At 58.7% G+C, this 25869-nt stretch carries 21 protein-coding genes and 4 tRNA genes; all 25 read left to right on the forward strand.

Annotated elements, in window-relative coordinates; translation table 11 throughout:
- Positions 1 to 2016 (forward strand): dipeptide/oligopeptide/nickel ABC transporter permease/ATP-binding protein, encoded by a 2016-nt coding sequence (locus ACTM82_RS06400; protein WP_154517511.1) that lies wholly within the window; start codon positions 1 to 3, stop codon positions 2014 to 2016.
- Positions 2017 to 2844, forward strand: coding sequence for an ABC transporter ATP-binding protein (locus ACTM82_RS06405; protein ID WP_154517508.1), 828 nt, complete (start codon positions 2017 to 2019; stop codon positions 2842 to 2844).
- Between the two features lie 80 nt (positions 2845 to 2924).
- Positions 2925 to 3902 (forward strand): acetylxylan esterase, encoded by a 978-nt coding sequence (locus ACTM82_RS06410; RefSeq protein WP_441055290.1) that lies wholly within the window; start codon positions 2925 to 2927, stop codon positions 3900 to 3902.
- Positions 3895 to 4746 carry an acetylxylan esterase gene (locus ACTM82_RS06415; RefSeq protein ID WP_441055288.1) on the forward strand — a complete coding sequence of 284 codons (852 nt, stop codon included), beginning with the start codon at positions 3895 to 3897 and terminating at the stop codon, positions 4744 to 4746. Before ACTM82_RS06410 ends, ACTM82_RS06415 begins: the two co-directional genes overlap by 8 nt.
- Positions 4747 to 4814: 68 nt before the next feature.
- Complete coding sequence (locus ACTM82_RS06420; protein ID WP_427718650.1) at positions 4815 to 5735, forward strand: dihydrodipicolinate synthase family protein; 921 nt, start codon at positions 4815 to 4817, stop codon at positions 5733 to 5735.
- 170 nt (positions 5736 to 5905) lie between these two features.
- Positions 5906 to 6871, forward strand: a complete 966-nt coding sequence (locus tag ACTM82_RS06425) for an ROK family protein (protein WP_427728775.1) — start codon at positions 5906 to 5908, stop codon at positions 6869 to 6871.
- 70 nt (positions 6872 to 6941) lie between these two features.
- Positions 6942 to 7628 (forward strand): N-acetylmannosamine-6-phosphate 2-epimerase, encoded by a 687-nt coding sequence (locus tag ACTM82_RS06430; RefSeq protein WP_154517496.1) that lies wholly within the window; start codon positions 6942 to 6944, stop codon positions 7626 to 7628.
- Positions 7629 to 7726: 98 nt separating this feature from the next.
- A complete protein-coding gene (rapZ, locus tag ACTM82_RS06435; protein WP_441055286.1) occupies positions 7727 to 8647 on the forward strand; it encodes an RNase adapter RapZ in 921 nt (306 codons plus the stop codon).
- Between the two features lie 6 nt (positions 8648 to 8653).
- Positions 8654 to 9583 (forward strand): DNA-binding protein WhiA, encoded by a 930-nt coding sequence (gene whiA / locus ACTM82_RS06440; RefSeq protein ID WP_441048567.1) that lies wholly within the window; start codon positions 8654 to 8656, stop codon positions 9581 to 9583.
- Between the two features lie 193 nt (positions 9584 to 9776).
- Positions 9777 to 10802 carry a type I glyceraldehyde-3-phosphate dehydrogenase gene (gap, locus tag ACTM82_RS06445; RefSeq protein WP_154517458.1) on the forward strand — a complete coding sequence of 342 codons (1026 nt, stop codon included), beginning with the start codon at positions 9777 to 9779 and terminating at the stop codon, positions 10800 to 10802.
- A 140-nt stretch (positions 10803 to 10942) separates the two neighbouring features.
- Entirely contained in the window at positions 10943 to 12133 is a 1191-nt protein-coding gene (locus tag ACTM82_RS06450) for a phosphoglycerate kinase (protein WP_304212190.1), read from the forward strand.
- Complete coding sequence (gene tpiA, locus ACTM82_RS06455) at positions 12126 to 12893, forward strand: triose-phosphate isomerase (protein WP_441055284.1); 768 nt, start codon at positions 12126 to 12128, stop codon at positions 12891 to 12893. The genes ACTM82_RS06450 and tpiA overlap by 8 nt, the downstream gene beginning before the upstream one ends.
- A gap of 5 nt (positions 12894 to 12898) precedes the next feature.
- Entirely contained in the window at positions 12899 to 14452 is a 1554-nt protein-coding gene (gene gpmI / locus ACTM82_RS06460; RefSeq protein WP_427718639.1) for a 2,3-bisphosphoglycerate-independent phosphoglycerate mutase, read from the forward strand.
- Between the two features lie 164 nt (positions 14453 to 14616).
- Entirely contained in the window at positions 14617 to 14871 is a 255-nt protein-coding gene (secG, locus tag ACTM82_RS06465) for a preprotein translocase subunit SecG (RefSeq protein WP_006236144.1), read from the forward strand.
- 294 nt (positions 14872 to 15165) lie between these two features.
- Complete coding sequence (locus tag ACTM82_RS06470) at positions 15166 to 16842, forward strand: peptide ABC transporter substrate-binding protein (protein WP_441055282.1); 1677 nt, start codon at positions 15166 to 15168, stop codon at positions 16840 to 16842.
- A gap of 157 nt (positions 16843 to 16999) precedes the next feature.
- Entirely contained in the window at positions 17000 to 18037 is a 1038-nt protein-coding gene (locus ACTM82_RS06475; protein ID WP_304212150.1) for an ABC transporter permease, read from the forward strand.
- Between the two features lie 59 nt (positions 18038 to 18096).
- Entirely contained in the window at positions 18097 to 18987 is an 891-nt protein-coding gene (locus ACTM82_RS06480) for an ABC transporter permease (RefSeq protein ID WP_441038768.1), read from the forward strand.
- A 2-nt stretch (positions 18988 to 18989) separates the two neighbouring features.
- Complete coding sequence (locus ACTM82_RS06485; protein WP_154517437.1) at positions 18990 to 20081, forward strand: ABC transporter ATP-binding protein; 1092 nt, start codon at positions 18990 to 18992, stop codon at positions 20079 to 20081.
- Complete coding sequence (locus ACTM82_RS06490; protein ID WP_441055280.1) at positions 20082 to 21110, forward strand: ABC transporter ATP-binding protein; 1029 nt, start codon at positions 20082 to 20084, stop codon at positions 21108 to 21110.
- 590 nt (positions 21111 to 21700) lie between these two features.
- Positions 21701 to 21790, forward strand: a tRNA-Leu gene (locus tag ACTM82_RS06495).
- A 59-nt stretch (positions 21791 to 21849) separates the two neighbouring features.
- The gene (locus ACTM82_RS06500; protein WP_441055278.1) at positions 21850 to 24195 is read left to right on the forward strand and encodes a SpoIIE family protein phosphatase; all 2346 of its coding nucleotides are present in this window, start codon (positions 21850 to 21852) and stop codon (positions 24193 to 24195) included.
- A gap of 81 nt (positions 24196 to 24276) precedes the next feature.
- Positions 24277 to 25023: an anti-sigma factor antagonist gene (locus ACTM82_RS06505; RefSeq protein ID WP_441055276.1), complete on the forward strand. Its 747-nt coding sequence runs from the start codon at positions 24277 to 24279 to the stop codon at positions 25021 to 25023.
- A 105-nt stretch (positions 25024 to 25128) separates the two neighbouring features.
- Positions 25129 to 25204 (forward strand) — tRNA-Gly (locus ACTM82_RS06510).
- A 35-nt stretch (positions 25205 to 25239) separates the two neighbouring features.
- Positions 25240 to 25313 (forward strand) — tRNA-Cys (locus tag ACTM82_RS06515).
- 42 nt (positions 25314 to 25355) lie between these two features.
- Positions 25356 to 25431, forward strand: a tRNA-Gly gene (locus ACTM82_RS06520).
- The last annotated feature ends 438 nt before the right edge of the window (positions 25432 to 25869 follow it).

Genomic DNA, 25869 nt, shown 5'->3' on the forward strand with positions numbered 1-25869 from the left:
ATGGTAAAGATTCGAGAGAAGCAAACCGAGCAGCTCGAGAAGGCTGCCTCCAAGGGGCTCAAGCTCGGTGGCTGGAAGAAGATGACGCTGTCTTCTAAGATTGCCGCCATCGTGCTGGTGCTGGTCGCCCTGACTGCGATTCTTGCCCCCCTGCTTGCCCCCTATAGCCCGGTCGAGATCTTTACGGCTCGCCAGGCTCCCGGCAACGGGTTTATCTTCGGAACCGACGACAAGGGCCGTGACATCCTTTCGCGTATGCTCTACGGTGGCCGTTACTCGCTGATCATCGGCTTTGGTGCTACCGCTATGGCTCTGGTCTGTGGCTCCGTTGTCGGTGCTCTTGCTGCGGTTTCGCGCAAGGCCGTCTCCGAGACGATTATGCGCATCCTGGACATCATCATGTCTGTCCCGGGTATCGCCCTCGCAGCCGTCTTCGTTTCCATCCTGGGCAACTCCGTGCCGTCGATTATCTTTGCGATCGGCTTTATGTACACCCCGCAGATCGCCCGTATCGTGCGTGCCAACATCGTATCCGAGTACGGTGAGGACTATGTCCGCGCGGTCATCGTCTCCGGAGCCAAGGCTCCGTGGATTCTGATCAAGCACGTTCTTCGTAACTGCATTGCCCCGATCATGGTCTTCACCGTCACCCTGGTCGCCGATGCCATCATCTTCGAGGCTTCGCTGACCTTTATCGGCGCTGGCATCCAGGAGCCCACTGCTACGTGGGGCAACATCCTCGCCGACGCCCGCGGTGGCGTGCTCGCCGGTCGTTGGTGGCAGGCGCTGTTCCCGGGTCTGGCCATCATGATCACCTGCCTGGCGCTCAACATCCTCTCCGAGGGCATTACCGACGCTATGGCCGCTGCTCCTTCCGCCGCCCTGGATCCGACCGATTCCTCCAAGCGCCGCGAGGCCGACCTGCTGGTCTCCGACCCCGTTCGCGCCTACAAGGAGCAGGCCCAGTCCCTGTCCGCCCGTCTTGGCGCCCTGCGCGATGTCGAGCTTAAGCGTAACGACCGCCATGTGCCCGATGAGTCCGTTGAGCCGATTCTTTCGGTCCGCGATTTCTGCATCCAGTTTGAGCACCACGGCGATATCAACGTGGTCGACCATGTCAACTTTGACGTCCGTCCCGGCCAGACCATGGGCCTGGTAGGCGAGTCCGGCTGCGGTAAGTCCATCACCACGCTGGCCATCATGGGCCTGACCGATGAGGACGAGCATCTTTCCGGCGAGGTCCTCTGGGAGGGTCGTGACCTGCTCAAGATGAGCAAGAAGGAGTGGTTCGGCCTGCGCGGTACCGATATCGCCATGGTCTATCAGGACGCCCTGTCCTCGCTCAACCCTTCTATGCTCATCTCCGCCCAGATGAAGCAGCTCACCAAGCGCGGCGGCACCCGCAGCGCCGAGGAGCTCCTGGAGCTCGTCGGCCTCGATCCCAAGCGCACGCTCGAGAGCTATCCGCACGAGCTTTCCGGTGGACAGCGTCAGCGCGTTCTGATCGCTATGGCCCTTACCCGCGACCCCAAGCTGGTCATCTGCGACGAGCCCACGACCGCTCTGGACGTTACCGTCCAAAAGCAGGTCATTAAGCTGCTCAACGATCTTCAGGCCAAGCTCGGCTTTGCCATGATCTTCGTTTCGCATGACCTGGCGTTGGTCGCCGAGGTCGCCCATAACATCACGGTTATGTACGCCGGTCAGGTTATCGAGCAGGCGCCCACCAAGGAGCTGCTCACCAACCCGATTCACGAGTACACCCGCGGTCTTCTGGGCTCCGTTCTGTCCATCGAGAGCGGTTCGGGCCGCCTGCACCAGGTGCCCGGCGCCGTCCCCAGCCCGCGCGATTTCCCCAAGGGCGATCGCTTCGCGCCCCGCTCAAGCCATCCGCACATCGGCCTGGACACCCGTCCGGTCTTCAAGCGCGTGCCCGGCACCGAGCACTTCTATTCCGAGCTCCCCGATGAGGTGCTCAAGGCAAATGGTTTGACCCCTCATGCGGAGGTGATGTAGATGAGCGAGACTGCGGTCAACGGCGTCGAGCCGATTATCTTCCTTGACGATGTCCACGTCACCTTTAGGACCCGTACCGGTTCGATCCTGCACCCCAATCTGGTTCATGCCGTCCAAGGCGTGACCATTAAGCTCATGCCCGGTCAGACGATCGGCATCGTCGGCGAGTCCGGTTGCGGCAAGTCCACCACTGCTAATGTCATGTGCGGCCTGCAGGCCCCCACGAGTGGCAAGGTCTACTTTAAGGGCAAGGACGTCACCAAGCGTACTGCCGAGGATCGTCGTCACATGGGCCGCGTCATCTCGGTCGTGTTCCAGAACCCCGCGACGGCACTCAACCCTCGCATGGTCGTTCGTGAGCAGCTGCTCGACCCCATGCGCGTCCACAACCTGGGTACCGAGGCCGAGCAGGAGAAGCGCGTTAAGGAACTCCTGGAGCTCACCGGTCTGCCCAGCTCTGCCGCCGAGGTTCTTCCCGGCCAGCTTTCGGGCGGTCAGCGCCAGCGCGTGGCAATTGCCCGCGCCCTGTCGTTGAACCCTGACGCCATCATCGCCGACGAGCCCACCTCGGCTCTGGACGTTTCGGTCCGCGCGCAGATCCTCAACCTGCTGACCGATCTTAAGAAGGAGCTCGGCCTGGCTATGGTGTTCATTAGCCATGACATCCAGACGGTCCGCTACATCTCTGACGACATCATCGTCATGAACGGCGGCAAGATCGTCGAGCAGGGCGAGGCCAAGCAGGTCTTCCAGAACCCGCAGGACCCCTACACCAAGATGCTGCTCGGTGCTGCGCCGTCGCTGCTGCACCCCAAGCTTGGCGAGTAGGTTCGCTTTCCCTCCTGTGCGCCCGGCTCCCTTGCCGGGCGCACCCTCGTTGCGATTTCGAAAGGTTGGGTTCACGAGCCATGCCAAGCGCTCAGGAGCTACAACAGCAATTTGGTGGTTATCGGGGCGCCATGCCTCGTCCATCAGATTTCGATCTCTTTTGGAACGACCGCATGGCCGAGGCTGACGCCGTCGAGATCGACTATTCGGTCGAGGCGGCATCGATTGCCGATGCTGCGACCTGCCAGTTTTTTGACCTCTGGTATACCGGCATGTGTGGCGCCCGCCTGCATGCCAAGTATCTCAAGCCGGTTTCGGACGAGTCCGTGCCGCTGGTGCTACAGTTCCACGGCTATCCGGGCGCAAGCCGCAGCTGGTTCGAGCAGGCATCGTTTGCGGGTATGGGCATGGCACTTGTCGCCCTCGACTGCCCCGGTCAGGGTGGCCCCTCCGCGGATATTGGTGGATTTGAAGGCACAACGGTTGCCGGGCATATCGTTGCCGGTATCGACGGCGACCCGGCCAATCTCTACTACGTACGCTTGCATCAGGATATCCGCATTCTGTGCCGCATTGTTCGCGAGCTCGAGGGCATCGATCTTGCCCGTGTTTTTGTGAACGGTGCGTCGCAGGGCGGTGGCTTGGGCATTGCGACCTGCGCGCTTAACAGCGAGCTTATCAATCGTGCCGCCATCCTCTATCCTTTCCTGTCGGATTTCCGCCTGGTCTGGGATTTGGATGCCGACGACATTGCCTACGAGGGCCTGCGCTATTGGTCTCGCTGGTTTGACGAGGACTCGACTCGTATTGACGAGGCCTATGCCAAGCTGGCGTATTTCGATTCCAAGAACTTTGCCCCCATGGTCAAATGCCCCGTGCTGTTTGGCACGGGAACGGCTGATATCGTCTGTCCACCGGCGACGCAGTTTGCGGTCTACAACAACCTGACCTGTGAGAAGCGCCATGAGTTCTTTGAGGGCTTTGGCCACGAGGAGATTCAGGATTTTGACGATCTGATCATTCCGTTTTTCTGCAAGGAAGGGGAGGCTCATGTCTAAGTGCGAGAGCAATGTCAATGAGCTGATTGACCCCGAGCTTGCGGGGATCTCTGGGACGGTTTCGTCAAGGCTCTCCGATTTCCGTGATTGGCGCGGCGATGCCTTGGCGGATGTTTCCGAGTTGGAGGCAGCCGCTTCGGACCTTGAGGTTTGCGGACTGACTGTCACGGCGATTGATTTCGCCAATCCGTGCGCGCGCTACTCCGAGGTTTCCTTTGAACTTGCCGGGGAAGTCGTACACGGCCGTTTGATTGAGCCCTCAGGTTGCGCCCGGGCATCCGAGCTTGTGCCGCTATGCCTGATGTTTCACGACATCGACCGACCCGTACGTGGATGGCATCACATGACGAGGTTTGCCGCCATGGGATATGCCGTGCTTGCGCTGGACGACGATGTGATTGGGCTCAGCGAGCTGAGGCAGGGGGTTACCTCGCCCGTTTTTGTTGAACGCGTCCGCTGGGGCTGTGCAATGGCAAAGGTCGCGCGCAATCTTGACGGCATGGACCCCGACCGCATCTTTGCATGGGGCGAGGGCCTTGGCGGTGGAGTCGCGCTGGCGGTTTCTGCTCTGGACGAGCGGGGCCTTGCCTGCACGGCGGTTGCCAATCCGCTTCCCGGCGGCCTCGAAGCGCTGTCGTCTCGGGTGCGCGGATCGGTACTTATGGGTACATCGCTCATGGATGCCGCGAGCGATCCCAAGGGCCAGTTTGCCGTATTCAACGGTCTTGAGTGTGACCGGAGGCATATTATCTATGCCAAATATGCTCACGAACGCATCAATGCGTTCGAAAACGAAGTCGTCGACTTCTTTAACCAAGCGTTCTACCTGTGTTCTTTGGCCTAGATGGCCTGGACACTGCCAACAAGAGTGGGCGGCATAGGGCCACCCGCCAGACAACTAAGGAGATTCTTGTGGCAACTCAGAAATTCACCGGCGTTATTCCTCCCGTCGTTGTTCCCGATACCGAAGATCACCAGCTCGACGTTGCCTCCTTTGAGCGCAGCATCAACCGCATGATCGACGCCGGCGTCGATGGCCTGTTCTTCCTGGGCTCTTCGGGTGAGGTCGTTTTCTCCACCGACGAGCGTCGTCGACAGATCATCGCCGAGGCCGTTCGAATCGTCGACCACCGCGTTCCTGTTCTGGTCGGCATCATCGATACCGAGACCGAGCGCATGATTGAGCACGGTAAGGTTGCTCAGGAGCTGGGCGCCGATGCGCTCGTCGCCACCTGCCCGTTCTATGCCCTGCAGGGCATGACCGAGGTCGAGGAGCATTTCCGCATCCTGCACGAGGAGCTCGACCTGCCCATCTTTGCCTATGACATTCCCGTGTGCGTTCACACCAAGCTCCCCTGGAAGCTCCTTGCAAAGCTCGGCGCCGAGGGCGTCCTTGCTGGCGTCAAGGATTCCTCGGGTGACGACGTCTCGTTCCGCTACCTCGTTCAGGAGAACGAGAAGAACGGCCATCCGATGAGCATTCTCACCGGCCATGAGGTCGTCGTCGACGGTGCCTACCTTGGTGGCGCCGACGGCTCTGTCCCGGGTCTCGCCAACGTTGAGCCCGAGGGCTACGTGCGTCAGTGGAAGGCCGCTCAGGCTGGTGACTGGGCTACCGTCAAAGCCGAGCAGGATCGCCTCAATGAGATTTCGCACATCTGGGACGTCACCTCGGGCGTCCAGGGCTATGCCGGTGGCGTTGGCGCCTTCAAGACCGCTATGAACCTCATGGGCATTTTCGACAGCCCGACCATGCCGCGCCCGGTGAAGGCCATGACCGGCGAGAACGTCGAGGCGATTAGGAAGGTCCTCCAGGACAACGGTCTCCTGTAAAGCTTTCCCGGGCACCCGATCTTGGGGCTCAAGCGATCGAGCGTGACCCATTAGGTCAATGCCCGACCGCTTTCACCCCAACCCCGGGCACTCGGGAAGCCTTTAGCAAGCTGCGGCGATAACACCGCCTTTATTTCCTGTAGTTGTTTTTATCTCCTAAGGAGAGCGACATGGAGAACAAGTACATCTGCTCCGTTGATATCGGTGGCACCAAGATTGCGACCGCCATTATGGAATATCCGGCTGATGGCGGCGTGCCCCATCCCGTATTTGAGGCTGAGGTTCCCACCGAGGCCCAAGAGGGCGGTGAGGCCGTCTTCCAGCGTATCGAGGCGTCCATCAAGGCCGCTCTCGAGGCGAATCCCGATGTCGAGGTCCTTGGCGTCGGTATCGGTGCCGCTGGCGTCGTCGATCCCAAGACGGGCGCCATCGCGTATGCCAACGAGATCATGCCCGGCTGGTCCGGCGTTCAGTTGGGGCCGCGTCTGCGCGAGGACCTCGGTCTTCCCGTTGCCGTTGTAGGCGACGTGCAGGCTCATGCTCTGGGTGAGGCCCATTGGGGCGTCGGCAAGGGCAAGTTCTCCGTCTTGTGTCTGGGCATCGGTACGGGTATCGGAGGCGCATATGTTGAGAACGGCCGCGTGATGCAGGGCTTCCATGGTGCTGCCGGCCATATGGGCCACATCGAGTGCTCGGCTGCCGCCGGCATTCCCTGCGCCTGCGGGCGTTCCGGCCATCTAGAGTCGGTGGCTTCGGGTACGTCGATTGGGCGCATGTACGACGAGCGCTTCGGTCGCGTTGACCCCAGCCGTCCCTCGGTTGGCCGCGACGTGAACGACCTGTGCCGCGCGGGTGACGCAAAGGCGACCGAGGTCATCCACGATGCCGGCTTTGCATTGGGCGCTAGCTTGGGCTCGCTCGCCAACATTCTGGATCCAGAGGTCATCGTGCTTTCGGGTGGCGTAATTCACCAGGGACCCGATTGGCGTTCGCAGACGTGGAAGGATTCGGTACACGAGGGCTATGCCAGCCAGGCGCTCGATCCGCTTCAGGACACGCCGATCCTCATCGGTTCTCTGGAGGGCGACGCACCGCTTATCGGTGCCGCCGAGCATCTTCTTGCCTCGTTAAAGTAAACGTATCTGCTGTAGGAGCCTCCCGAGACGACACGCCTCGGGAGGCTGTTCTGAGAAAGGTTATAGCCTTATGACCGTCGATCCTTTAATTCAATCCCTGAAGGGTAAGCTCATCGTGAGCGTTCAGGCGTATATGGGCGAGCCGCTTCGTACGCCCGAGACCATGGCTCAAATGTCTCGCGCTTGCGAACTCGGAGGCGCCGCCGCCATTCGTTGCCAGGGCCTTGCCGACATTGCTGCCATTAAGGGTCGTTGTGAGGTTCCTGTTATCGGCCTGTGGAAGGATGGACACGAGGGCGTTTACATCACGCCGACGCTGCGTCACGCCCGCGCCTGCGTTGCTGCCGGTGCTGACATCGTGGCGATTGACGCCACCGATCGTCCGCGCCCCGATGGCAAGTCGCTCGAGGACACTTTTCGTCCGCTGCACGAGGAGGGCGTGCTTCTGATGGCAGACTGCGCCACGATCGAGGATATCCGCCGCGCGGTCGACATGGGCTTCGATTTGGTTTCCACTACGCTTTCGCATGGCGTCGCCGCCATCGATTGCACCATGGCAGACGGCCCCGACCTGCCGCTTTTGCGCCAGGCAACCGAGGAGTTCCCCGGTCTTCCCATTATTTGCGAGGGTCGTGTGCATACGCCCGAGGAGGCTCGCGCCGCGATTGACGCCGGCGCCTGGGCCGTTGTCGTTGGCACTGCCATTACGCACCCCACAAGTATTACGAGTTGGTTCAAGGCTGCGCTTGAGGCGTAAGACGGGCCCCGTATCCGCTTGGGGCGGTATACTCAACTAAGGCAATTGATCGTGCGGGATCCGCTGGCCGGGTCCTGCGCTTTTTTAGGAGGCAGCACATGCAAAAGGGAGATGCCATGGATGCGGCGGAGCGCACGGAGCGCATTCCCGATATCGTCATCATCACCGGAATGTCCGGATCGGGCCGAACGCAAGCCATGCATGTGTTTGAGGACATGGGCTATTTTTGTATCGACAACCTGCCTCCGCGCCTGATTGCGCAGCTCGCAGAGCTTGTTGGCATCAATACGGGTGTGGGTAGACATCTTGCTGTTACCTGTGACCTTCGCAGCCAAGGTCTGTTTGATGAGCTGCTTGACGCCGTTGCCGCCTTGGAAGATCGCGAGATGAGCTGTGACATTGTGTTTCTCGATGCATCTGATGAGGTGCTGATTCGCCGCTACAGCGAAAACCGCCGCCGCCATCCCATTGCGAAGCCGGGGGAGACCACGGCCGACGCCATCCAGCGCGAGCGTTTACAACTCCAGGGCGTGCGCGACCGAGCCGATATGATCATCGATACGAGCCGCCTTCGTACCTCTGCTTTACGCAATAAGCTGCGTGCGGCTTTTTCAGAGCTGTCCGACCAGCAGCTCATGGACGTCCACGTCTTCTCATTTGGCTTTAAGCATGGTATGCCCGTCGAGGCAGACATCATGATCGATGTTCGCTTCCTGCCTAATCCATTCTACGACCCCGAGATGCGCACGTTGACCGGCCTCGATAAGAAGGTCTCCGACTTTGTCCTGGACCATCCCAAGACGCAGGAGTTCTGGAAGGTTTGGACGCAGTTGCTCGATACGGTCATGCCGGGTTATATCGCGGAGGGCAAGCCACAGCTTTCCATTGCCATCGGCTGTACGGGCGGCCAGCACCGCAGCGTTGCCATTGCAGAGGCTACGGCCCGATACCTGGAAGGTGCTCAGTATCACGTGAGCATTTCTCACCGCGACTTGTCGCGTGCCAACACGAAAGCATAGGTTTGAATGTCGTTTACCGCCGAGGTGCGTGACGAGCTTGCGCGCTGCGAACCCGAATGTGAATATTGCGATCTGTCGACACTTGCCGCTCTTACACGTGTGAGTGGCACGCTTTCGCTGGCGGGCTCTGGTCGGTACCGTTTGACGGTTGCGACCGAGACGGGTGCCGTTGCACGCACGATGATTACGCTGACGCACCGCATCCTCAAGCTCAAAACGGAGTTTACCGTTCGCAAGTCGGTCTTGCATAAGGTGCGAAACTATCTCATCACCTTGCCCGACCAGCCCGACCTCGATAAGGCTTTGGTTCTGCTGGGCATTCTCGACCGCAGGGGAGGGCTCGTCGCCGGTGTGCCGCGCCATATCGTCGCCCGGCCCTGCTGCAGGCTCGCCTACATTCGCGGCGCTTTGATTGCCGGCGGCTTTGTGGCAGACCCGCGTGGCGATTTTCACCTGGAGATTGCGGTGCAGGGCGAACAATACGCCAAGGGGCTTTGCGACCTGTTGGGGCAGGTCGGGGTTCATGCACGCGTCAACGCCCGGCGAGGATCATATGCCGTGTACATCAAGAGCGCCGAGGAGATTGAGCATTTGCTCAAATTGATTGGTGCCAAGCGCAGCGTTGCCGAAATCGAGGAAGCCCGTGCGGTCAAGTTGGTGAAAAACGACGTAAATCGTCGCGTGAATGCTGAGCTGGCCAACCAGACGAGAAGCGCCGGCGCTGCCCAACATCAGCTCGCGCTTATCGAGGAGCTTGAGCGACGCGGCATGCGCGATGTGCTCCCGGATGCCTTGGCGGCCTTTTGTGACTTACGTGAGCGCTATCCCGATCTCTCACTGCGAGATTTGGGGGAGATGGCCGACCCTCCTTTGTCAAAGTCGGCCCTATATCACCGTGTTTTGCGTCTTGAAAAGCTCATTGAAGCGAACAGGTAGTTTAAAGCGGCAGTTTATATAGTACTTGAACTGCTGTTTTATGCTTTAAAACGTTTTAAAGCAAATTTGATTTTCAATTTCGAGCATTCTCGTGAAATTCAAGTCAAAAAAAAGGTATATTAGGCGAGTGGTTAGTTTGTGGGCCTCAACGGCGGGCGCTGTAGCTTGCGGGGGCCTTACGAAAGGAGACACAATGGCAGTAAAGGTTGCTATTAACGGCTTCGGTCGCATCGGTCGTCTGGCCTTCCGTCAGATGTTCGGTCATGAGGGCTCCGAGATCGTCGCTATCAACGACCTCACCTCTCCCGATATGCTCGCTTACCTGCTGAAGTACGACTCCACGCAGGGCAACTATGCTCGCGATCACGAGGTCGTCGCTGGCGAGGATTCCATCACCGTTGACGGCAAGGAGATCAAGATCTACAAGGAGGCCGACGCCAACAACCTGCCTTGGGGCGACCTCGACGTCGACGTCGTTCTCGAGTGCACTGGCTTCTACACCAGCAAGGCTAAGGCTCAGGCCCACATCAACGCTGGTGCCAAGAAGGTCGTCATCTCCGCTCCGGCCGGCAGCGATCTGCCCACCATCGTGTACAACGTCAACCATGAGACGCTGACCGCTGAGGACAACATCATCTCCGCTGCTTCCTGCACCACCAACTGCCTCGCCCCGATGGCCAAGGGTCTGAACGACTTCGCTCCCATCGTGTCCGGCATCATGACCACCATTCACGCCTGGACTGGCGACCAGATGCCGCTCGACGGCCCGCAGCGCAAGGGCAACAAGCGTCGTAGCCGCGCCTGCGCCGTCAACATCGTCCCCAACACCACCGGTGCTGCCAAGGCTATCGGCCTGGTTCTCCCCGAGCTCAACGGTAAGCTCATTGGTGCCGCCCAGCGCGTCCCGACGCCGACCGGCTCCCTCACCAACCTCTACGCTGTCGTTGACAAGAAGGTTACCGCCGACGAGGTCAACGCCGCTATGAAGGCCTACGCTGCCACCATCTCCGAGACCTTCGCTTACAACGAGGACGACATCGTCTCCACCGATATCATCGGCGAGACCCATGGCTCCATCTTCGACGCCACTCAGACCATGTGCTCTGACCTCGGCAACGGCCAGACCCTCGTTCAGGTTACCTCTTGGTACGACAACGAGAACTCCTACACCTCTCAGATGGTCCGCACCATCAAGTACTTCGAGAAGTTCGTTGCTTAATTTGGCTTTTAGCGAATAGCTCGTTGAGCGTCTAAAAAAGGGCGCGGCCTTATAGGGCTTACACCCTAAGGTCGCGCCCTTTTTATAAGAAATCGTCTGCCGTAATGGGAGGCAGACACGTACGAAAGGTAGAAGCAAACATGGCCTTTACCAAGAAGACCGTCCGCGACATCGATGTCGACGGCAAGCGCGTTCTCGTCCGCGTTGACTTCAACGTGCCTATCAAGGATGGCGTCGTTGGCGACACCACCCGTATCAAGGCTGCCCTGCCCACCATCAACTATCTCGTTGAGCACAATGCTCGCGTTATCCTCATGAGCCACCTCGGCCGTCCCGAGGGCACCGGCTTCCAGCCCGAGCTTTCCCTCGAGCCCGTCGCCAAGAAGCTCGCCGAGCTCTCTGGTCTCGATGTTGCTTTTGTCGCCGACACTTATGGCGAGAAGGCCGCCGAGGCCGTCGCCGCCGTCGAGCCGGGCAAGGTCCTCGTTCTCGAGAACGTCCGTTTTGACAAGCGTGAGAAGAAGAACGATCCCGAGATCGCCAAGACCCTCGCTTCCTATGGCGACGTCTTCGTCCTCGACGCCTTCGGTACCGCTCACCGCGCCCAGGGTTCCGTCGTGGGTCCCGCCGCTTACCTGCCCGCAGTCGCTGGCTTCCTTCTGGAGAAGGAGGTCGACACGCTGACCGGTATCTTCGCCGAGCCCGAGCGTCCCTTCGTCGCCATCGTCGGCGGTTCCAAGGTTTCCTCCAAGATCGGCGTTCTCGATCACCTTATCGACTCCGCCGACACCCTGATTATCGGTGGCGGCATGGCCTATACCTTCTTCCTGGCTCAGGGCATGACCGTCGGTCAGTCCCTCAAGGAAGAGGACTGGGTCGAGCGCGCTGGCGAGATGCTCAAGAAGGCCGAGGAGAAGGGCGTCAAGATCCTGCTCCCCATCGACAACCGTGTTGCCGACCACTTTGGCGAGGACGCTGTCCCCGAGGTTGTCGCTTCCGACGCTATCCCCGACGACCGTGAGGGCATGGACATCGGCCCCAAGACCGAGGAGCTCTACGCCGAGGCCGTCAAGGGCGCCAAGACCGTATTCTGGAATGGCCCCATGGGCGTCTTTGAGTTCGACAACTTCGCTCACGGCACCCAGGCTATCGCCGAGGCTGTCGCCGAGGCTGATTGCACCTCGATCATCGGTGGTGGCGATTCCGTCGCAGCCGTCAACAAGTTTAACCTGGCCGACAAGATGAGCTGGATCTCCACCGGCGGTGGCGCTTCCATGGAGCTCGTCGAGGGTAAGGCCCTGCCCGGAGTGGAGGCGCTTCTCGATGCCTAATCGCACCCTTCTTATCGCTGGTAACTGGAAGATGAACAACGACGTCGCCGAGGCTGCCAAGCTCGCCGACGAGCTGGCCCAGGCTCTGCCCGAGGTTCCGGCTGGCGTCGAGGTGCTCGTCTGCCCTCCGACCATCGACATTACTACGGTTCATGACCGCATTCAGGCTGCCCCCATCGCCCTCGGTGCACAGAACGTGTACTGGGAGGCCAAGGGTGCCTTCACCGGTGAGTCCTCTTGCGACATGCTCAAGTCCGCTGGCTGCACCTACTGCATCATCGGCCACTCCGAGCGTCGTGACTACTTCCACGAGACCGATGAGGACCAGAACAAGAAGGCTAAGGCTCTCGTTGCCGCCGGTCTTGTTCCCGTCTTCTGCTGCGGTGAGTCCCTTGAGGTTCGCGAGGCCGGCACCTATGTCGAGCATGTCGTGAACCAGGTCAAGGCTGGTCTCGAGGGTCTTGAGATCACCTGCCCCAAGCAGGTCGTCGTCGCCTACGAGCCCATCTGGGCCATCGGCACCGGCAAGACCGCTACCGCCGAGGACGCTCAGGAGGTCTGCGGCGCTATCCGTGAGACCCTCAAGGAGATGTTCGGCGAGGAGTTCGCCAACGGCATCCGCGTTCTTTATGGTGGCTCCGCCAAGCCCGCCAACATCGCTGAGCTTGTTGCCAAGCCCGACGTTGACGGCGCCCTCGTGGGCGGCGCTTCGCTCAAGGCTGCCGACTTCGCCTCTATGGTCGTCAAGGCAGGCGAGTAGGGCATATGGCACAGCGTCATCTTCCTGCACTCCTAATCATCATGGATGGCTGCGGCTTGGCTCCGGCCGACGGCGAGAACGCCGTCGCTGCCGCCAAGACGCCCTTCCTCGATAGCCTGTACGAGAAGTATCCTCACACCACGCTCGGTGCTTCGGGCGAGGACGTGGGCCTTCCCGACGGCCAGATGGGCAACTCCGAGGTGGGTCACCTCAACATCGGTGCCGGCCGCATCGTGTTTCAGGAGCTTTCGCGCATCAATAACGCCATCAAGGACGGCTCCATCGCCAAGAACGAGGTTTTCGTCAAGGCTATGGATGACGTCAAGGCCGAGGGCAAGACCCTGCACCTCATGGGCCTCATGAGCCCCGGCGGTGTTCATTCTCACATGAACCATGTCGAGGCCCTGGTCAAGATGGCTGCCCAGTATGGCATTAAGACCGTTCGCGTTCACGCCTTTATGGATGGCCGCGACGTCGATCCGCAGTCCGGTGCCGGCTACATGAGCGAGTTCTGCGCCTTCCTGGCCAAGATCTCCGAGGAGACTGGTTGCGACGCTCGCGTTGCTACCGTCTCGGGCCGTTATTGGGCCATGGACCGCGACAACCGTTGGGAGCGCATCGAGCGCGCCTACGACGTCATGGTCAATGCGTCCGATGCCGATACCGACCCCGTTGCCGGTATCAAGGCCTACTACGAGAAGGATCCGCGCGGCGATGAGTTCGTTGAGCCGTTCGCTGCCCACAACGAGGGCATCCACGAGGGCGACGCGGCCATCTTCTTCAACTTCCGTCCCGACCGCGCTCGTCAGATGACCCGCGTGTTCACGGACAAGGAGTTCGACGGCTTTGAGCGCGAGCAGATCAAGCTCTCGCACTTTGTGACGATGACCGAATACGATCCGACGTTTGACGTCGAGGTCGCCTTCCCCAAGACGTTCCCCGAGAACGTTCTGGCTGACGTTATCGCAGCCAATGGCCTGAAGCAGCTGCACACCGCCGAGACCGAGAAGTACGCCCACGTGACGTTCTTCCTTAACGGCGGCATCGAGGAGCCCAAGGAGGGCGAGGAGCGCGTGCTCGTCGCTTCCCCCAAGGTTGCTACCTACGATTTGCAGCCCGAGATGAGCGCTCCCGAGGTTACCGAGAAGCTCGTCGCTGCCATCAACGAGGACCGCGCTGATTTCTACATCGTGAACTTCGCGAACTGCGACATGGTTGGTCACACCGGTGTCTTCGACGCGGCCGTTAAGGCCGTCGAGGCTGTTGACGATGCCCTGTCCAAGGTTGTCCCGGCGATTCTCGCTAAGGGCGGCTTTGCGCTGATTACTGCCGACCACGGCAACGCCGATCACATGTTTGACGTTGCTTCCGACGGTTCCAAGCATCCGTTTACGGCTCACACCACCAACCGCGTGCCGTTCATCATCGTTGATGAGAAGGCGCAGCTCGCCGGTATCGAGGATGGTCGACTTTCCGATATCGCCCCGACTATGCTCACCATGGCTGGTCTGGAGCCTTCCGCCGAGATGACGGGCCGCGTGCTCGCGACCGAGGCCTAAGAGAAAACGCCAAGCGTTTCTTTGCAAGGGGGTTGACCATATTCGGGCAACCCCCTTTTTTGGTATTTCTGCCATTTCTACCTCGTCCCCAAATGGCAGGTGGGGAGTGTCGGGGGTTGTGGTACAGTACTGGAGTTTGAATTGTTCTATTAAGGAGCTTCTCTATGGGTCCGTTTCAGATTCTGCTGTTTGTAGTTTGGGCTGTCTCTGCCGTGGCGCTGACGATTCTCGTCCTGATGCATTCCGGTAAGGGCACCGGCGTTTCGGATATGATCGCCAGTTCGCTGTATAACTCCAGCTCTGCCACGGGCGTTATGGAGCAGAACCTTGACCGCCTGACCGTCATCATGGCTGTCGTGTTTGCCGTGTGCGTCGTGCTGTGCATGTTCTTCTTCCCGCAGGGCATCGTGGGCTACTAAGCACGAGCCGCATAAAATAATTGAAAAGGGTTCCGCAAGTGCGGGACCCTTTTTGTTTACAGACTTGTAACAGAGTCAGAATATCACCACATACTTCGCCCAACTAAAGAAATTCTCGACCGTTAACCGGAATTAGCCCCAAATCGTGCATAAAATGCGCTACTGTATTGAAAACGTTGGCCTGTTGTGCATAACCAGCCATAGCAACGGGCGGCGTTTCGATAGTTCGGATCGTATTGTCTCGACATATGTCCGACTGAACATTTCTTTGTCCTATCTCATAAGGAGGATGGCATGGCTGATTCTATGTTCCACCAGCCCGTTATGGGTCGTCGCGCCTTTGTCGGCGGTACCCTTGCTGCGAGCTCCATGGCTTTTCTTGCCGCATGCGGCAAGAAGGGCGGCGACGCTTCCGGTTCTGAGTCCGGTTCGACGCTGAACTTCTACATCAATAACCCGGTCTGCATCGACCCCTACAATGTCCAGGAGGACCAGGGCACTCAGGTCGAGTACCAGCTCTTTGACGCTCTGACCTCTTATGACGCCGAGAAGGGCGAGATCGTTCCGCTGGCTTGCGAGTCCTTCGAGGCCAACGACGACGCCACCGAGTTTACCTTCAAGATCAAGAAGGCCAAGTTCCACAACGGTGATGACGTTACCTCCAAGTCCTTCAAGCTCGGTTGGGAGCGTCTGGTCAGCACCAAGTCCGCTGTCGCTCAAGAGTATGGTCCTTCCGAGGTCTCCTATCACCTTTCCATGGTCGAGGGCTATGACGATCTGCTTGCCGGTAACACTACTGAGCTCAGCGGTGTTACCTGCCCTGACGATGAGACCCTCGTCGTCAAGCTGACTTCCGCTTACGCCGACTTCCCCTTCGTCGCCTCTCATCCGGCTCTGTCCCCGGTTCCCGAGTGCGCCGAGTCCGATGTCAAGAGCTTCTACCTTGCCCCGATCGGTAACGGCCCGTTCATGATGGACGGCAAGTGGGAGGATGGTCAGGAGATCAACCTCAAGAAGTTCGACGATTACTATGGCGACAAGGCCAAGATCGATGGCATCCACTTCCAGGTCATCAAGGACGTGGAGACCGCTTACAAGGAGTTCCAGGCCGGTAACCTTGACATCTGCGACGTTCCCGTTGCTCAGATTGACGCCGCCAAGAAGGATCGCGGCGAGTCCAAGGACGGCTACACCATGGGCGACGGCGAGCGCATGCTGCTCGGCGCCGAGCCTTCCACCTACTACCTGACCTGCAACACCACGGCCGAGCCGTTCAACAACGCCGATCTGCGCAGGGGTATCTCCCTGGCCATCAACCGTGAGGCCATCTGCAAGACCATCTTCAAGGGTACCCGCACCCCCGCTGACGGCATTGTTCCTCCGGGCATCGATGGCTACAAGGAGGGCGCATGGGAGTTCTGCGCCTACGACGTCGACAAGGCTAACGAGTACCTCGACAAGGTTGCTCCCGCTGACGCCAACGGCGATCGTGGCATTAACGTGACTCTGTCCTACAACCAGGACGGTGGCCACAAGGAGATCATGGAGTCCATCATCGGTGACCTTGCCAAGGTTGGCATTACCGCCGTCTCCGATACCCCCGAGTGGTCTGCCCTGCTCGAGCAGTACCAGAACCTCAACTATCAGTTCGGTCGTCTGGGCTGGATTGCCGACTACCCGATCATGGACAACTTCCTGTATCCGCTGTTCCACTCCGACTCCCTCGGTGGCGACAACCGTTCTGGTTACAACAACCCCGAGTTCGACGCCAAGGTCAACGAGGCCCGTACCACGGTTGACGACGAAGAGCGCGTCGCTAAGATGCAGGAGGCCGACGCAATGGTCGCTGCTGACTGCCCGGTCATCCCGCTGATGTTCTACACGCACACCATCGCCGGCTCCGATCGCATCAAGTACCTCTATGTCGATCCGCAGAAGCACGCCGATCTGGGTACCGCTGAGCTCGCCTAAGAGTTTTGCAGCTTCCGTGAGGGTCAAGTATTTACGTAGACCTCATGGGAAACATACAGTTCTCCCTAACCTGGGGTAAACTGGCTGATGGTAATTTTGGGATGCCGGTCTGGCGATCGGCATCCCATTTAAGTTAATCCCTAGATAGGGGAGTGGTATGGGTAAGTACATCGTTAAACGTGTGCTTCAGTTCATCCCGGTATTTTTGGGCGTTACGCTGATTCTGTTCGCCCTCCAGAATATCGTGCCGGGAGATCCGATCAAGCTGATCGGTGGAGACAAGGCTCTGTCCCCCGAGGTGGAGCTTCAGCTTCGCGTCCGCTATCACCTGGTCCAATCGGACGAGGACGGCAACGCGATCCTTGACGAGAACGGCGACCCCGTTCAAACGTCGCTCGTGGACCGTTACTTGTATTACATGAACGGCCTGCTTCATGGCGATCTGGGTAATTCCTATCAGCGCAAGCTGCCGGTTACGGAAATCTTTGCCCAGAAGTATCCGTATACGGTCAAACTTGCCGCGTGCGCCATCGTACTCGAGGCAATCATGGGTATCGGTGCGGGTATCATTTCGGCGGTAAAGCGTTATTCCTTCTGGGATATTTTGGTAACGCTCACCACGTCGATCCTCGTTGCCGTCCCGGCCTTCTGGCTCGGTATGTTGCTGCAGCTGTTCTTTGGCGTCATTCTCAAGGACGCCACGGGCGGTGCATTCTCCATGCCGATCTCGGGTGCCGGTGGTTCCAGTTCTCAGTATCAGGATTGGATGCACTATGTGCTTCCGACCATTACGCTGGCTTCGGTTTCGACCGCTTATGCCGCCCGCATTATGCGCTCGCAGCTGCTTGACGTCATGAGCCAGGATTACATCCGTACGGCAAAGGCCAAGGGTCTCTCCAATCGCGCGATCATCATCAAGCATGCGCTTAAGAATGCACTCATCCCCGTCGTTACCTATATTGGTGTCGACTTTGGTGCCATGCTTTCGGGCGCCATCCTGACCGAGACGGTTTTTAACTGGCCCGGTATCGGCTATGAGGTCTATCGCGCCATTAGCATGCGTGACTGGCCCATCGTTATGGGCGGCGTTACGCTCATCGTCGTCGTCGTCATGGTGATCAACCTGCTCGTCGACATTAGCTATGCATTCCTCGACCCGCGCATCCGCCTTGGCGGTCCGTCGGATAAGGCCTAAGGGAGGTACGTCTCATGCAGGAAACTGATTCTCAGTCTCAGGAGCAGGCTACCGCCACCATGGCCGCATCTGCTCCCGCCAAGTCTCGCACGCTGTGGGGCGACGCTTTTAAGCGTCTTCGTAAGAACAAGCTCGCCGTTATCGGTGTCTGCTGGATCATTATCGTCGTTGTGGTTGCCTTGACCGCAGATCTGTGGGCTAAGCCCTGGCTCGGTTCGCCGACGGCTTCCGATTCGACCACCATGGCCGAGACGTCGCTGCTGGCTCCGTGTGCAGAGCACCCGTTTGGCACCGACTCCCTTGGCCGTGACATTCTCGTCCGCGTTATCTACGGTGCACGCGTTTCGCTGTCCGTCGGCATTATGGCCACTGCGATCTCCACGGTGATTGGTCTGGTTATGGGCGCTCTGGCCGGTTTCTACGGCGGCATCTGGGATACGATCATCATGCGCTGTGCGGACATCTTCCTTGCGTTCCCGTACGTGCTGTTCGTTGTCGCCATGATCGCCGTTATCGGCCGTGGTCTTCAGAACGTCTTTATCGCCATCGGTATTCTTGGCTGGCCTTCGATTGCGCGCGTCTTCCGATCCGCGATCTTGACGGTCAAGGAAAACGACTATGTTGACGCTGCGCGCGCGATGGGTGCATCTGATGTTCGTATCATCGTGCGTCACATCTTCCCGAACTCCGTTGCCTCCATCGTGGTCTACGCGACTATGAACATTGGTGGCGCCATTCTGACCGAGTCCGCTCTGTCCTTCCTCGGCATGGGCGTTATTCCGCCTACGCCTTCGTGGGGCTCCATGATTCAGGACGGTCAGCAGTATCTTCTGACTGCTCCCTGGATGATGATCATGCCCGGTCTGGCAATTCTCTCGACGGTGCTCGCCTTCACCCTGCTGGGTGACGGTCTGCGCGACGCCCTCGACGTCAAGATGAAGGACGCATAAGGATGAAGAAGAACAAGAACTATGTGGACCTGAAGGACCAGCCGGTTCCCGAGGGCCAGCATCTGCTCGAGGTTGATGACCTTAAGATGTATTTCCACACCGAGGATGGCGTCGTTCGCGCTGTCGATGGTGTGTCCTACACGCTCGATCGTGGCGAGACCCTGGGTGTCGTCGGTGAGTCCGGCTCCGGTAAGTCCGTGACCGCCATGACCATCATGGGTCTTATCTCGATGCCTCCGGGAAAGATTGAGGGCGGTGACGTTCGCTATCGCGGTCGTTCTATCCTCGAGATGACCGAGGAAGAGATGCAGCACATTCGTGGCAACGATATCGCGATGATCTTCCAGGACCCTATGACCTCCTTGAACCCGGTCTATAAGATCGGCAAGCAGGTGGGTGAGGGCCTTCGTCTGCACCGTGGCTACTCCAAGCAGGAGGCGCTCAAGCGCGCCACCGAGCTTTTGGACCTCGTTGGCATTCCCGAGCCCGAGAAACGCGTCAATGAGTATCCGCACCAGTTTTCTGGTGGTATGCGCCAGCGCGTCATGATTGCCATGGCCCTTGCCTGCGATCCCGATATTCTGATTGCCGACGAGCCCACGACTGCCCTGGACGTTACCATTCAGGCTCAGATTATTGAGCTTATGCAGGAAATGCAGGAGAAGAACGGCAACGCCATCATCATGATTACCCATGACCTGGGTGTTGTCGCCGATATGGCCGACAAGATCATGGTTATGTACGCCGGCCGTCCCGTCGAGTTCGGTACTGCTGAGGAAATCTTCTACGAGAGCCGTCACCCCTATACCTGGGGCCTGATTCGCTCCATCCCGGAGCAGGCCATCGATGAGAAGAAGCCGCTTACGCCGATTCACGGCAACCCGCCTTCGCTCATGAACCTGCCCGAGGGTTGCGTGTTCTCGCCTCGTTGCCCCTATGCGACCGATAAGTGCCGCAAGCAGCGCCCCGAGCGTTTTGTTACCGAGTCCGGCCACTATTCTGCGTGCCATTATTCCGGTGACCCCGAGTTCCTCAAGAACGCCCCTGAGACGTCCCGCACGCGTAAGGATTCCAAGAAGGGAGGCGAGGCGTAAATGGCAGACAATAACGAGCGCACTCCGCTACTGAAGGTCGAGCACCTCTCTAAGGAGTTCCCCGCAGAGTCCGGCATGTTCGCCAAGCGTTTTTCCAAGCGCGTCGTCTCTGCTGTAAACGACATCTCTTTTGAGATTTATCCTGGTGAGACCTTTGGTCTGGTTGGTGAGTCTGGTTGCGGTAAGTCCACTACGGGTCGCACCATCATGCGCCTGACCAAGCCGACCGCCGGTAAGGTGTTCTTCCAGGGTAAAGATGTTGCCGAAATGAGCAAGCATGAGATCAAGGATATGCGTCGCGAGATGCAGTTTATCTTCCAGGATCCTTATGCTTCGCTGAATCCTCGCATGACCATCGGCGAGATCGTCTCCGAACCCATGACCATTCACGGCGTGGGAACCAAGGATGAGCGCATTGAGCGCGTCCGCGAGCTTCTCGACGTTGTCGGACTGAACCCCGAGCACATCAACCGCTATCCTCATGAGTTCTCGGGTGGCCAGCGTCAGCGTGTCGGCATTGCCCGCGCTTTTGCGCTGAAGCCCAAGCTGATTATCTGTGACGAGCCGGTATCCGCTCTGGATGTGTCCATTCAGGCCCAGGTTCTGAACCTGCTTAAGGAACTGCAGGACAAGTTTGGTACGGCGTATCTGTTTATCGCCCACGACCTGTCCGTCGTTCAGCACATCTCCGATCGCGTTGCCGTTATGTATCTGGGTAAGGTGGTCGAGGTTTCTGACTGGAAGACGCTCTATAGCGAGCCTCACCACCCGTATACGCAGTCGCTGCTGTCTGCCGTGCCGGTTCCCGATCCGGATATCCAAAAGTCTCGTAAGCGCATCATCCTTGCCGGCGATCCGCCGTCACCGCTGGATCCGCCGACTGGCTGCCGTTTCCACACGCGCTGCCCGATCGCGCAGGGCATCTGCTCCGAGAAGCTTCCCGAGTTTAGGGAAGTTGCTCCGGGCCACTGCTGCGCCTGCCACTTCGCCGAGCCGTTCCCGATCAAGGAATCGCATATCGACCTGTAGTCGGTTGTTATCGTCCGGGCCTGCCCTGGTGTTGCTTTTCAGAACGTCCTCGGACATGTCGGAAGCCCCGCTGCGCGCTACGCGCTGCGGGGCTTCCTCCGTCCTGCGGAATGTTCTGAAAAGCAACACCAGGGCAGGCCCTGCGGCAACTCGGCAGGTGGAATGCGGTTCCCTGATCGCTCACTTAATCTAATGGGAAAGATAGCGAGGCCGGAGCTTTAGCTCCGGCCTCCTTATATAAGGGCTCGGCAAAGCCGAGCCACCAAATTTGCATCAGCCCCAGTATATGTTTGAGAATCGTACTTGGAGTATGTGGCTGTAGGGGCGGAATGGGGGCAACTTCCCAACGCATTCCGCAGGGGGCGGTACATTTTGTAGCGCGAAGCGCGAATCAAAATGTACCGCATGCCCGAGGACGCGTTGGGAAGTTGCCCCCATTCCGGCCCGGACATATAGATCTACCTGCGCATTTTCAAATTCGTAAACTTTTTTGAAAAAAGTGCTTGCACAGTTCTCGAATCATAGGTTATTATCTTCCTCGTTGAAAGCGCGGGTCCAACAAAACGAACTGCGAATCAACAACATAGCATGTCGGAGTGGCGGAATTGGCAGACGCGCTAGCTTGAGGTGCTAGTGACCGCTTTTTGGTCATGCGGGTTCAAGTCCCGCCTCCGACACCATCGCATTTGAGAAGCCTCTTCGGAGGCTTTTTTGTTACCGATAGACGGTGAGGTTCACGATGGAAACGCTTGAGCGCAATGAGTGGGTTGACGTTGCCCAATTGGTCGATATTACGAGCGATGCTGTCATTATCTGCGAGCTCGACGGAACCATTTTGCATGTAAACAATCGCTTGCTCGACTTGATCTGCGAGGAACGTTCCGATGTGATCAACGGGGACGTTAAAGATCTCTTGTACTCGTCAGCATTTGAACGCGCGACAGAACATCGTCTTCCTTTTGAGACCAATGGTACCGAGAGCGAGTTGATGCTTAAGCTCAGTGACGGCTCCTTTATTCCCGTCCTAGTTTGTGCCGGCTCGGTTACGCCGCCTCGTATCTTTGGCCGCCGTGCGCCGCGTGTTCTCGTGGCGCTCCATAGTATCGAAGAGCAGTATTCGCATGACCGTCAGCTCAAGCGTGCGCTTTCGGAGCTCAGAGTGGCGAATAAGCGCCTCTCGGGCACGTTGTCGGTCATTATGAGCACGATGGGCTCCGATGAGCTGCCTAGTTTGTTGGATACCGTTTTGAACCAGCTTGTAGGAACCCTCGATGCCTCGGGTGCTGCCATCTATTTTTCTGAGAGCGGCGGTTTTAAGCTTCGCGGTGTTTCCAAGGAGCTGTATGACAGCTACCTGCCCGAGTTTATGCCGTATGGTGCGGGTATCCCGACGTATGTGCTCCGTGAGTCTCGTGCCTGCCGCCTGTCGATTCAGCAGGACCTCGAGGGCGATAGGATTGCCTCGGGTATGTTCATGGACCTGGACAATCGTTCTAAGCACCTGCTACGCATGCAAGATATGCCTCCATACCGCAGCGAGATATGTCTTCCTGTGTTTTATGGCACTCAGGTGCTCGGTGTGTTGGAGGTCGGTTGGAAACGTCCGCAGGCGCCGCTTGCCTATGATGTCAACGTGCTCGAGGTCATTTGCGATTATCTCTCCATCCAACTAGTCGGCATGGCATCGAGTCTGCGTTCACGTCGCACGGCAGAGCTTGGCCGTTCTCTCAACGTGCTGCGCGATGAGTTGTTTGCCTATCTCGATGATCCTATTGCCGCCTCGCGTGCGGTTTCGACCGAAATCTGCGCTGTGCTCAGTTGCCATTTCTGCCCCGTGGAGTATGATGCGGGCCTCGAAACCTATGTCATCGATTTTGAAGGTGGCAGTCGTGTGGCATTGCCGGGCGATCCGGAGTCACTCTTCTTTTCTGTCACGACGCCGGCGGCGCGCCTGGGGGCAATTTCCGATGGATTTGAGACATCGGTGCTGGGCGGGACGAGCGCCGACGACCTCAAGCACGTGCGCCTTACGCGCGTGGACGAATCCACGACTATGGGCGCATGGTTGAGAGCCCACGGCCTGCCGTGTCAGGGACTTTATGTCGATTCCGGTATCGAGGCGGGGCGCTGCCACTCGGAGGCGGATGGTACGCGAAGCAACGATGCAATCGTGCCCGCTGATATCGCCAAGGGACCGACGAGGCGCGTTTTGCTGCTCCGTGATGGCAGCCAGGAGCCAATCGACGACCTTGAATACGACTACATGGTGCATTTGGCACACGACTTTGAGCTGATCTATGAGGGCGAGTCTCAAAAGCGTGAAGAGCGTCATATCGCTCAGACGCTTCAGATTGGCATGAGAAATTCGCTAGGCGACGTTCCGGGCATCGCAACCGATTCGGTATACCTGTCGGCAACGAATTCGGCGTTGGTCGGTGGTGACTTCTATACGCTTGTCCGTCTTCCCGACGATTGCGCCGTTATGATATTGGGCGATGTCTCCGGCAAAGGAATTGAGGCGGCGTCGATGTCGGCGCTCGTCAAGACGGCGTTGACGGCTTATGCCTGGGAGGGTGCGGGACCCGCTCGCATGGCCCGCTCGCTCAATAGCATGCTCATGGGCTTTTCGAGGGTCGAGACGTTTGTGACGGCGTTTATCGCCAAGATTGATCTTAAAGCGGGCCGCGCTACCTATTGCTCTGCGGGACATCCTCCCACTATGGTCATTAGGCCGTCGTCGACGCCGCATGGCGGAGGAGAGACCTGCGGGGGAGAAGTGGAGCTCCTTGGGTGCCAATCGGGCGTGATCGGTGCCTTTGAGAGCATGGTGTACGAGACGGGCGTGTTTACGTTCGATCCTGGTGACATGCTGTTTATGTATACCGACGGAACGATCGAAGCACGCGACCGCTCGGGTGCTTTCTTTGGCGAGCAACGCCTGCGCGACCTTCTACTCTCTGTTTCGGGTGAGGGCGTATCGGGCATCTGCGGTAAGGTCTTGGGCGAGCTTGACCGCTTTACCGACTCGGCGCTGGACGATGACATTGCATTGGTGTCCCTTGAGTTTTTACGGGGTCGATCGTAGGTCGCGACGTTGGGCATACAGAATCCTAACGGTTGCAGAAAAGTGTGCATCGAGCGAGCTCTTTTGGGGAACCATGGTCGCATGAATGAGTGGAATGACATAGCGGTTTTGACGCCACCGGGCGATATCGATATCGCCTCGGTGCCCGAGCTGCGCCGACGGTTGGATAATTTAATCGACCGGGGCGTGCGCCGTGTTGTCATCAATTGCCAGACCGTGGCTTTTATCGACTCGACGGGTTTGGCGTTTTTGCTTACGCGTGCCAGAGAGCTTATGAGACGAGAAGGGCTGCTTTCGCTTGTTAACGCCTCCGATGAGGTCGTTCGCTTTTTGGAGATTGCCCGACTTGTCGACATACTTCATGTTGCGGGTCCGGTGCGGGAGTCGATTCCCGCCATTCCGGTGGGGGAGTTGCCGCGATGGAGCAAGAGCGTCAAGGTGCAGCGAGGCATCGAGAATCTCCCGTATTATCGGCACCGTGTGGCCGAGATTCTCGAATCGCTTCCCCTGAGGCGTGATGAGCGCTATGACGTCGCATTAGCGTTGGGGGAGGCATTGGGTAACGCATATGACCATGCGGGCGGTGTTGGCTGCATCCTGACGATTCAGGCCTATGGGGACCGTGTTGTGCTTGAGGTGCTTGATCGAGGCGCTGGCTATTCTATCGATGGGGCGAGCGAACCGATGGCATCCGAGGAACGCGGACGAGGTATCAAGCTTATGCGCATGCTCGTCGATAATGTGGAGGTTGCCCGTCGCACGGATGGTGCCGGCACACGCGTTCGGATGGTGAAGCTGTTTAGCTCGGCATTGGAATCGTGCGCTTAGCGCCTTGGGTTGACATGATTTTCCTGCGTGAACTTGCTTTGGGCAACTTTTTTGAAAAAAGTACTTGCGTCTTTTGGATAACTCGCGTAAATTAATAACCCGCAAGCGGACATGGCTCAGTTGGTAGAGCACAACCTTGCCAAGGTTGGGGTCGCGGGTTCGAGCCCCGTTGTCCGCTCCATTGCATTTCCGGACCGTTCTTAACGGTCCTTTTTCGGCGAAGTGGCCAAGTGGTAAGGCAGAGGCCTGCAAAGCCTTTACCCCCGGTTCGAATCCGGGCTTCGCCTCCAGGCAACATCCGGGCGCTCCGGCGCCCGTTTTGTTTTACATATGCGGACATGGCTCAGTTGGTAGAGCACAACCTTGCCAAGGTTGGGGTCGCGGGTTCGAGCCCCGTTGTCCGCTCCAAGCACAACAGCCCGACTACCACGGTAGCCGGGCTTTTTCGTACCCATTGCAGAGGCTCGAACCCGAGAGGGAGCGAGCGTTAAGCAAACGCGGAGCGTTTGTAGCGAGCTGGCGAGGTCGCCGGCAGGCGGCCGAAGCCGATGCGTATCCGCGAAGCGGATACGCGGATGCCCCGTTGTCCGCTCCAACTATCTTACGCGGTTCTAACGAACCGCGTTTTTTGTTGACGCTGCGCGAGCCCCGGGCACCCCATCTTGCCCCTCAATCGTCGGTCGCGTACATAAAGTACGCTTCCCTCCTCTTTCGCGGCAACCTGGGGCACCCGGAGCCCGCTCGCTCATATGACCCAATCCGCTGTCAAGAGCCACAATGGCCCCGCCGACCGCTTGCAATCGGTCGGCGGGGCCTGCCGTTAACCCGTCCCGGTCCGCCCCCGGC

Source organism: Collinsella sp. HCP3S3_E5 (genome assembly GCF_052067635.1).
GTDB lineage: Bacteria > Actinomycetota > Coriobacteriia > Coriobacteriales > Coriobacteriaceae > Collinsella.

Coding starts and splice junctions, on each gene's coding strand:
- ACTM82_RS06400 (WP_154517511.1), top strand. CDS start 1: ATGGTAAAGATTCGAGAGAAGCAAACCGAGCAGCTCGAGAAGGCTGCC.
- ACTM82_RS06405 (WP_154517508.1), top strand. CDS start 2,017: ATGAGCGAGACTGCGGTCAACGGCGTCGAGCCGATTATCTTCCTTGAC.
- ACTM82_RS06410 (WP_441055290.1), top strand. CDS start 2,925: ATGCCAAGCGCTCAGGAGCTACAACAGCAATTTGGTGGTTATCGGGGC.
- ACTM82_RS06415 (WP_441055288.1), top strand. CDS start 3,895: ATGTCTAAGTGCGAGAGCAATGTCAATGAGCTGATTGACCCCGAGCTT.
- ACTM82_RS06425 (WP_427728775.1), top strand. CDS start 5,906: ATGGAGAACAAGTACATCTGCTCCGTTGATATCGGTGGCACCAAGATT.
- ACTM82_RS06430 (WP_154517496.1), top strand. CDS start 6,942: ATGACCGTCGATCCTTTAATTCAATCCCTGAAGGGTAAGCTCATCGTG.
- rapZ (WP_441055286.1), top strand. CDS start 7,727: ATGCAAAAGGGAGATGCCATGGATGCGGCGGAGCGCACGGAGCGCATT.
- whiA (WP_441048567.1), top strand. CDS start 8,654: ATGTCGTTTACCGCCGAGGTGCGTGACGAGCTTGCGCGCTGCGAACCC.
- gap (WP_154517458.1), top strand. CDS start 9,777: ATGGCAGTAAAGGTTGCTATTAACGGCTTCGGTCGCATCGGTCGTCTG.
- ACTM82_RS06450 (WP_304212190.1), top strand. CDS start 10,943: ATGGCCTTTACCAAGAAGACCGTCCGCGACATCGATGTCGACGGCAAG.
- tpiA (WP_441055284.1), top strand. CDS start 12,126: ATGCCTAATCGCACCCTTCTTATCGCTGGTAACTGGAAGATGAACAAC.
- gpmI (WP_427718639.1), top strand. CDS start 12,899: ATGGCACAGCGTCATCTTCCTGCACTCCTAATCATCATGGATGGCTGC.
- secG (WP_006236144.1), top strand. CDS start 14,617: ATGGGTCCGTTTCAGATTCTGCTGTTTGTAGTTTGGGCTGTCTCTGCC.
- ACTM82_RS06470 (WP_441055282.1), top strand. CDS start 15,166: ATGGCTGATTCTATGTTCCACCAGCCCGTTATGGGTCGTCGCGCCTTT.
- ACTM82_RS06475 (WP_304212150.1), top strand. CDS start 17,000: ATGGGTAAGTACATCGTTAAACGTGTGCTTCAGTTCATCCCGGTATTT.
- ACTM82_RS06480 (WP_441038768.1), top strand. CDS start 18,097: ATGGCCGCATCTGCTCCCGCCAAGTCTCGCACGCTGTGGGGCGACGCT.
- ACTM82_RS06485 (WP_154517437.1), top strand. CDS start 18,990: ATGAAGAAGAACAAGAACTATGTGGACCTGAAGGACCAGCCGGTTCCC.
- ACTM82_RS06490 (WP_441055280.1), top strand. CDS start 20,082: ATGGCAGACAATAACGAGCGCACTCCGCTACTGAAGGTCGAGCACCTC.
- ACTM82_RS06500 (WP_441055278.1), top strand. CDS start 21,850: ATGGAAACGCTTGAGCGCAATGAGTGGGTTGACGTTGCCCAATTGGTC.
- ACTM82_RS06505 (WP_441055276.1), top strand. CDS start 24,277: ATGAATGAGTGGAATGACATAGCGGTTTTGACGCCACCGGGCGATATC.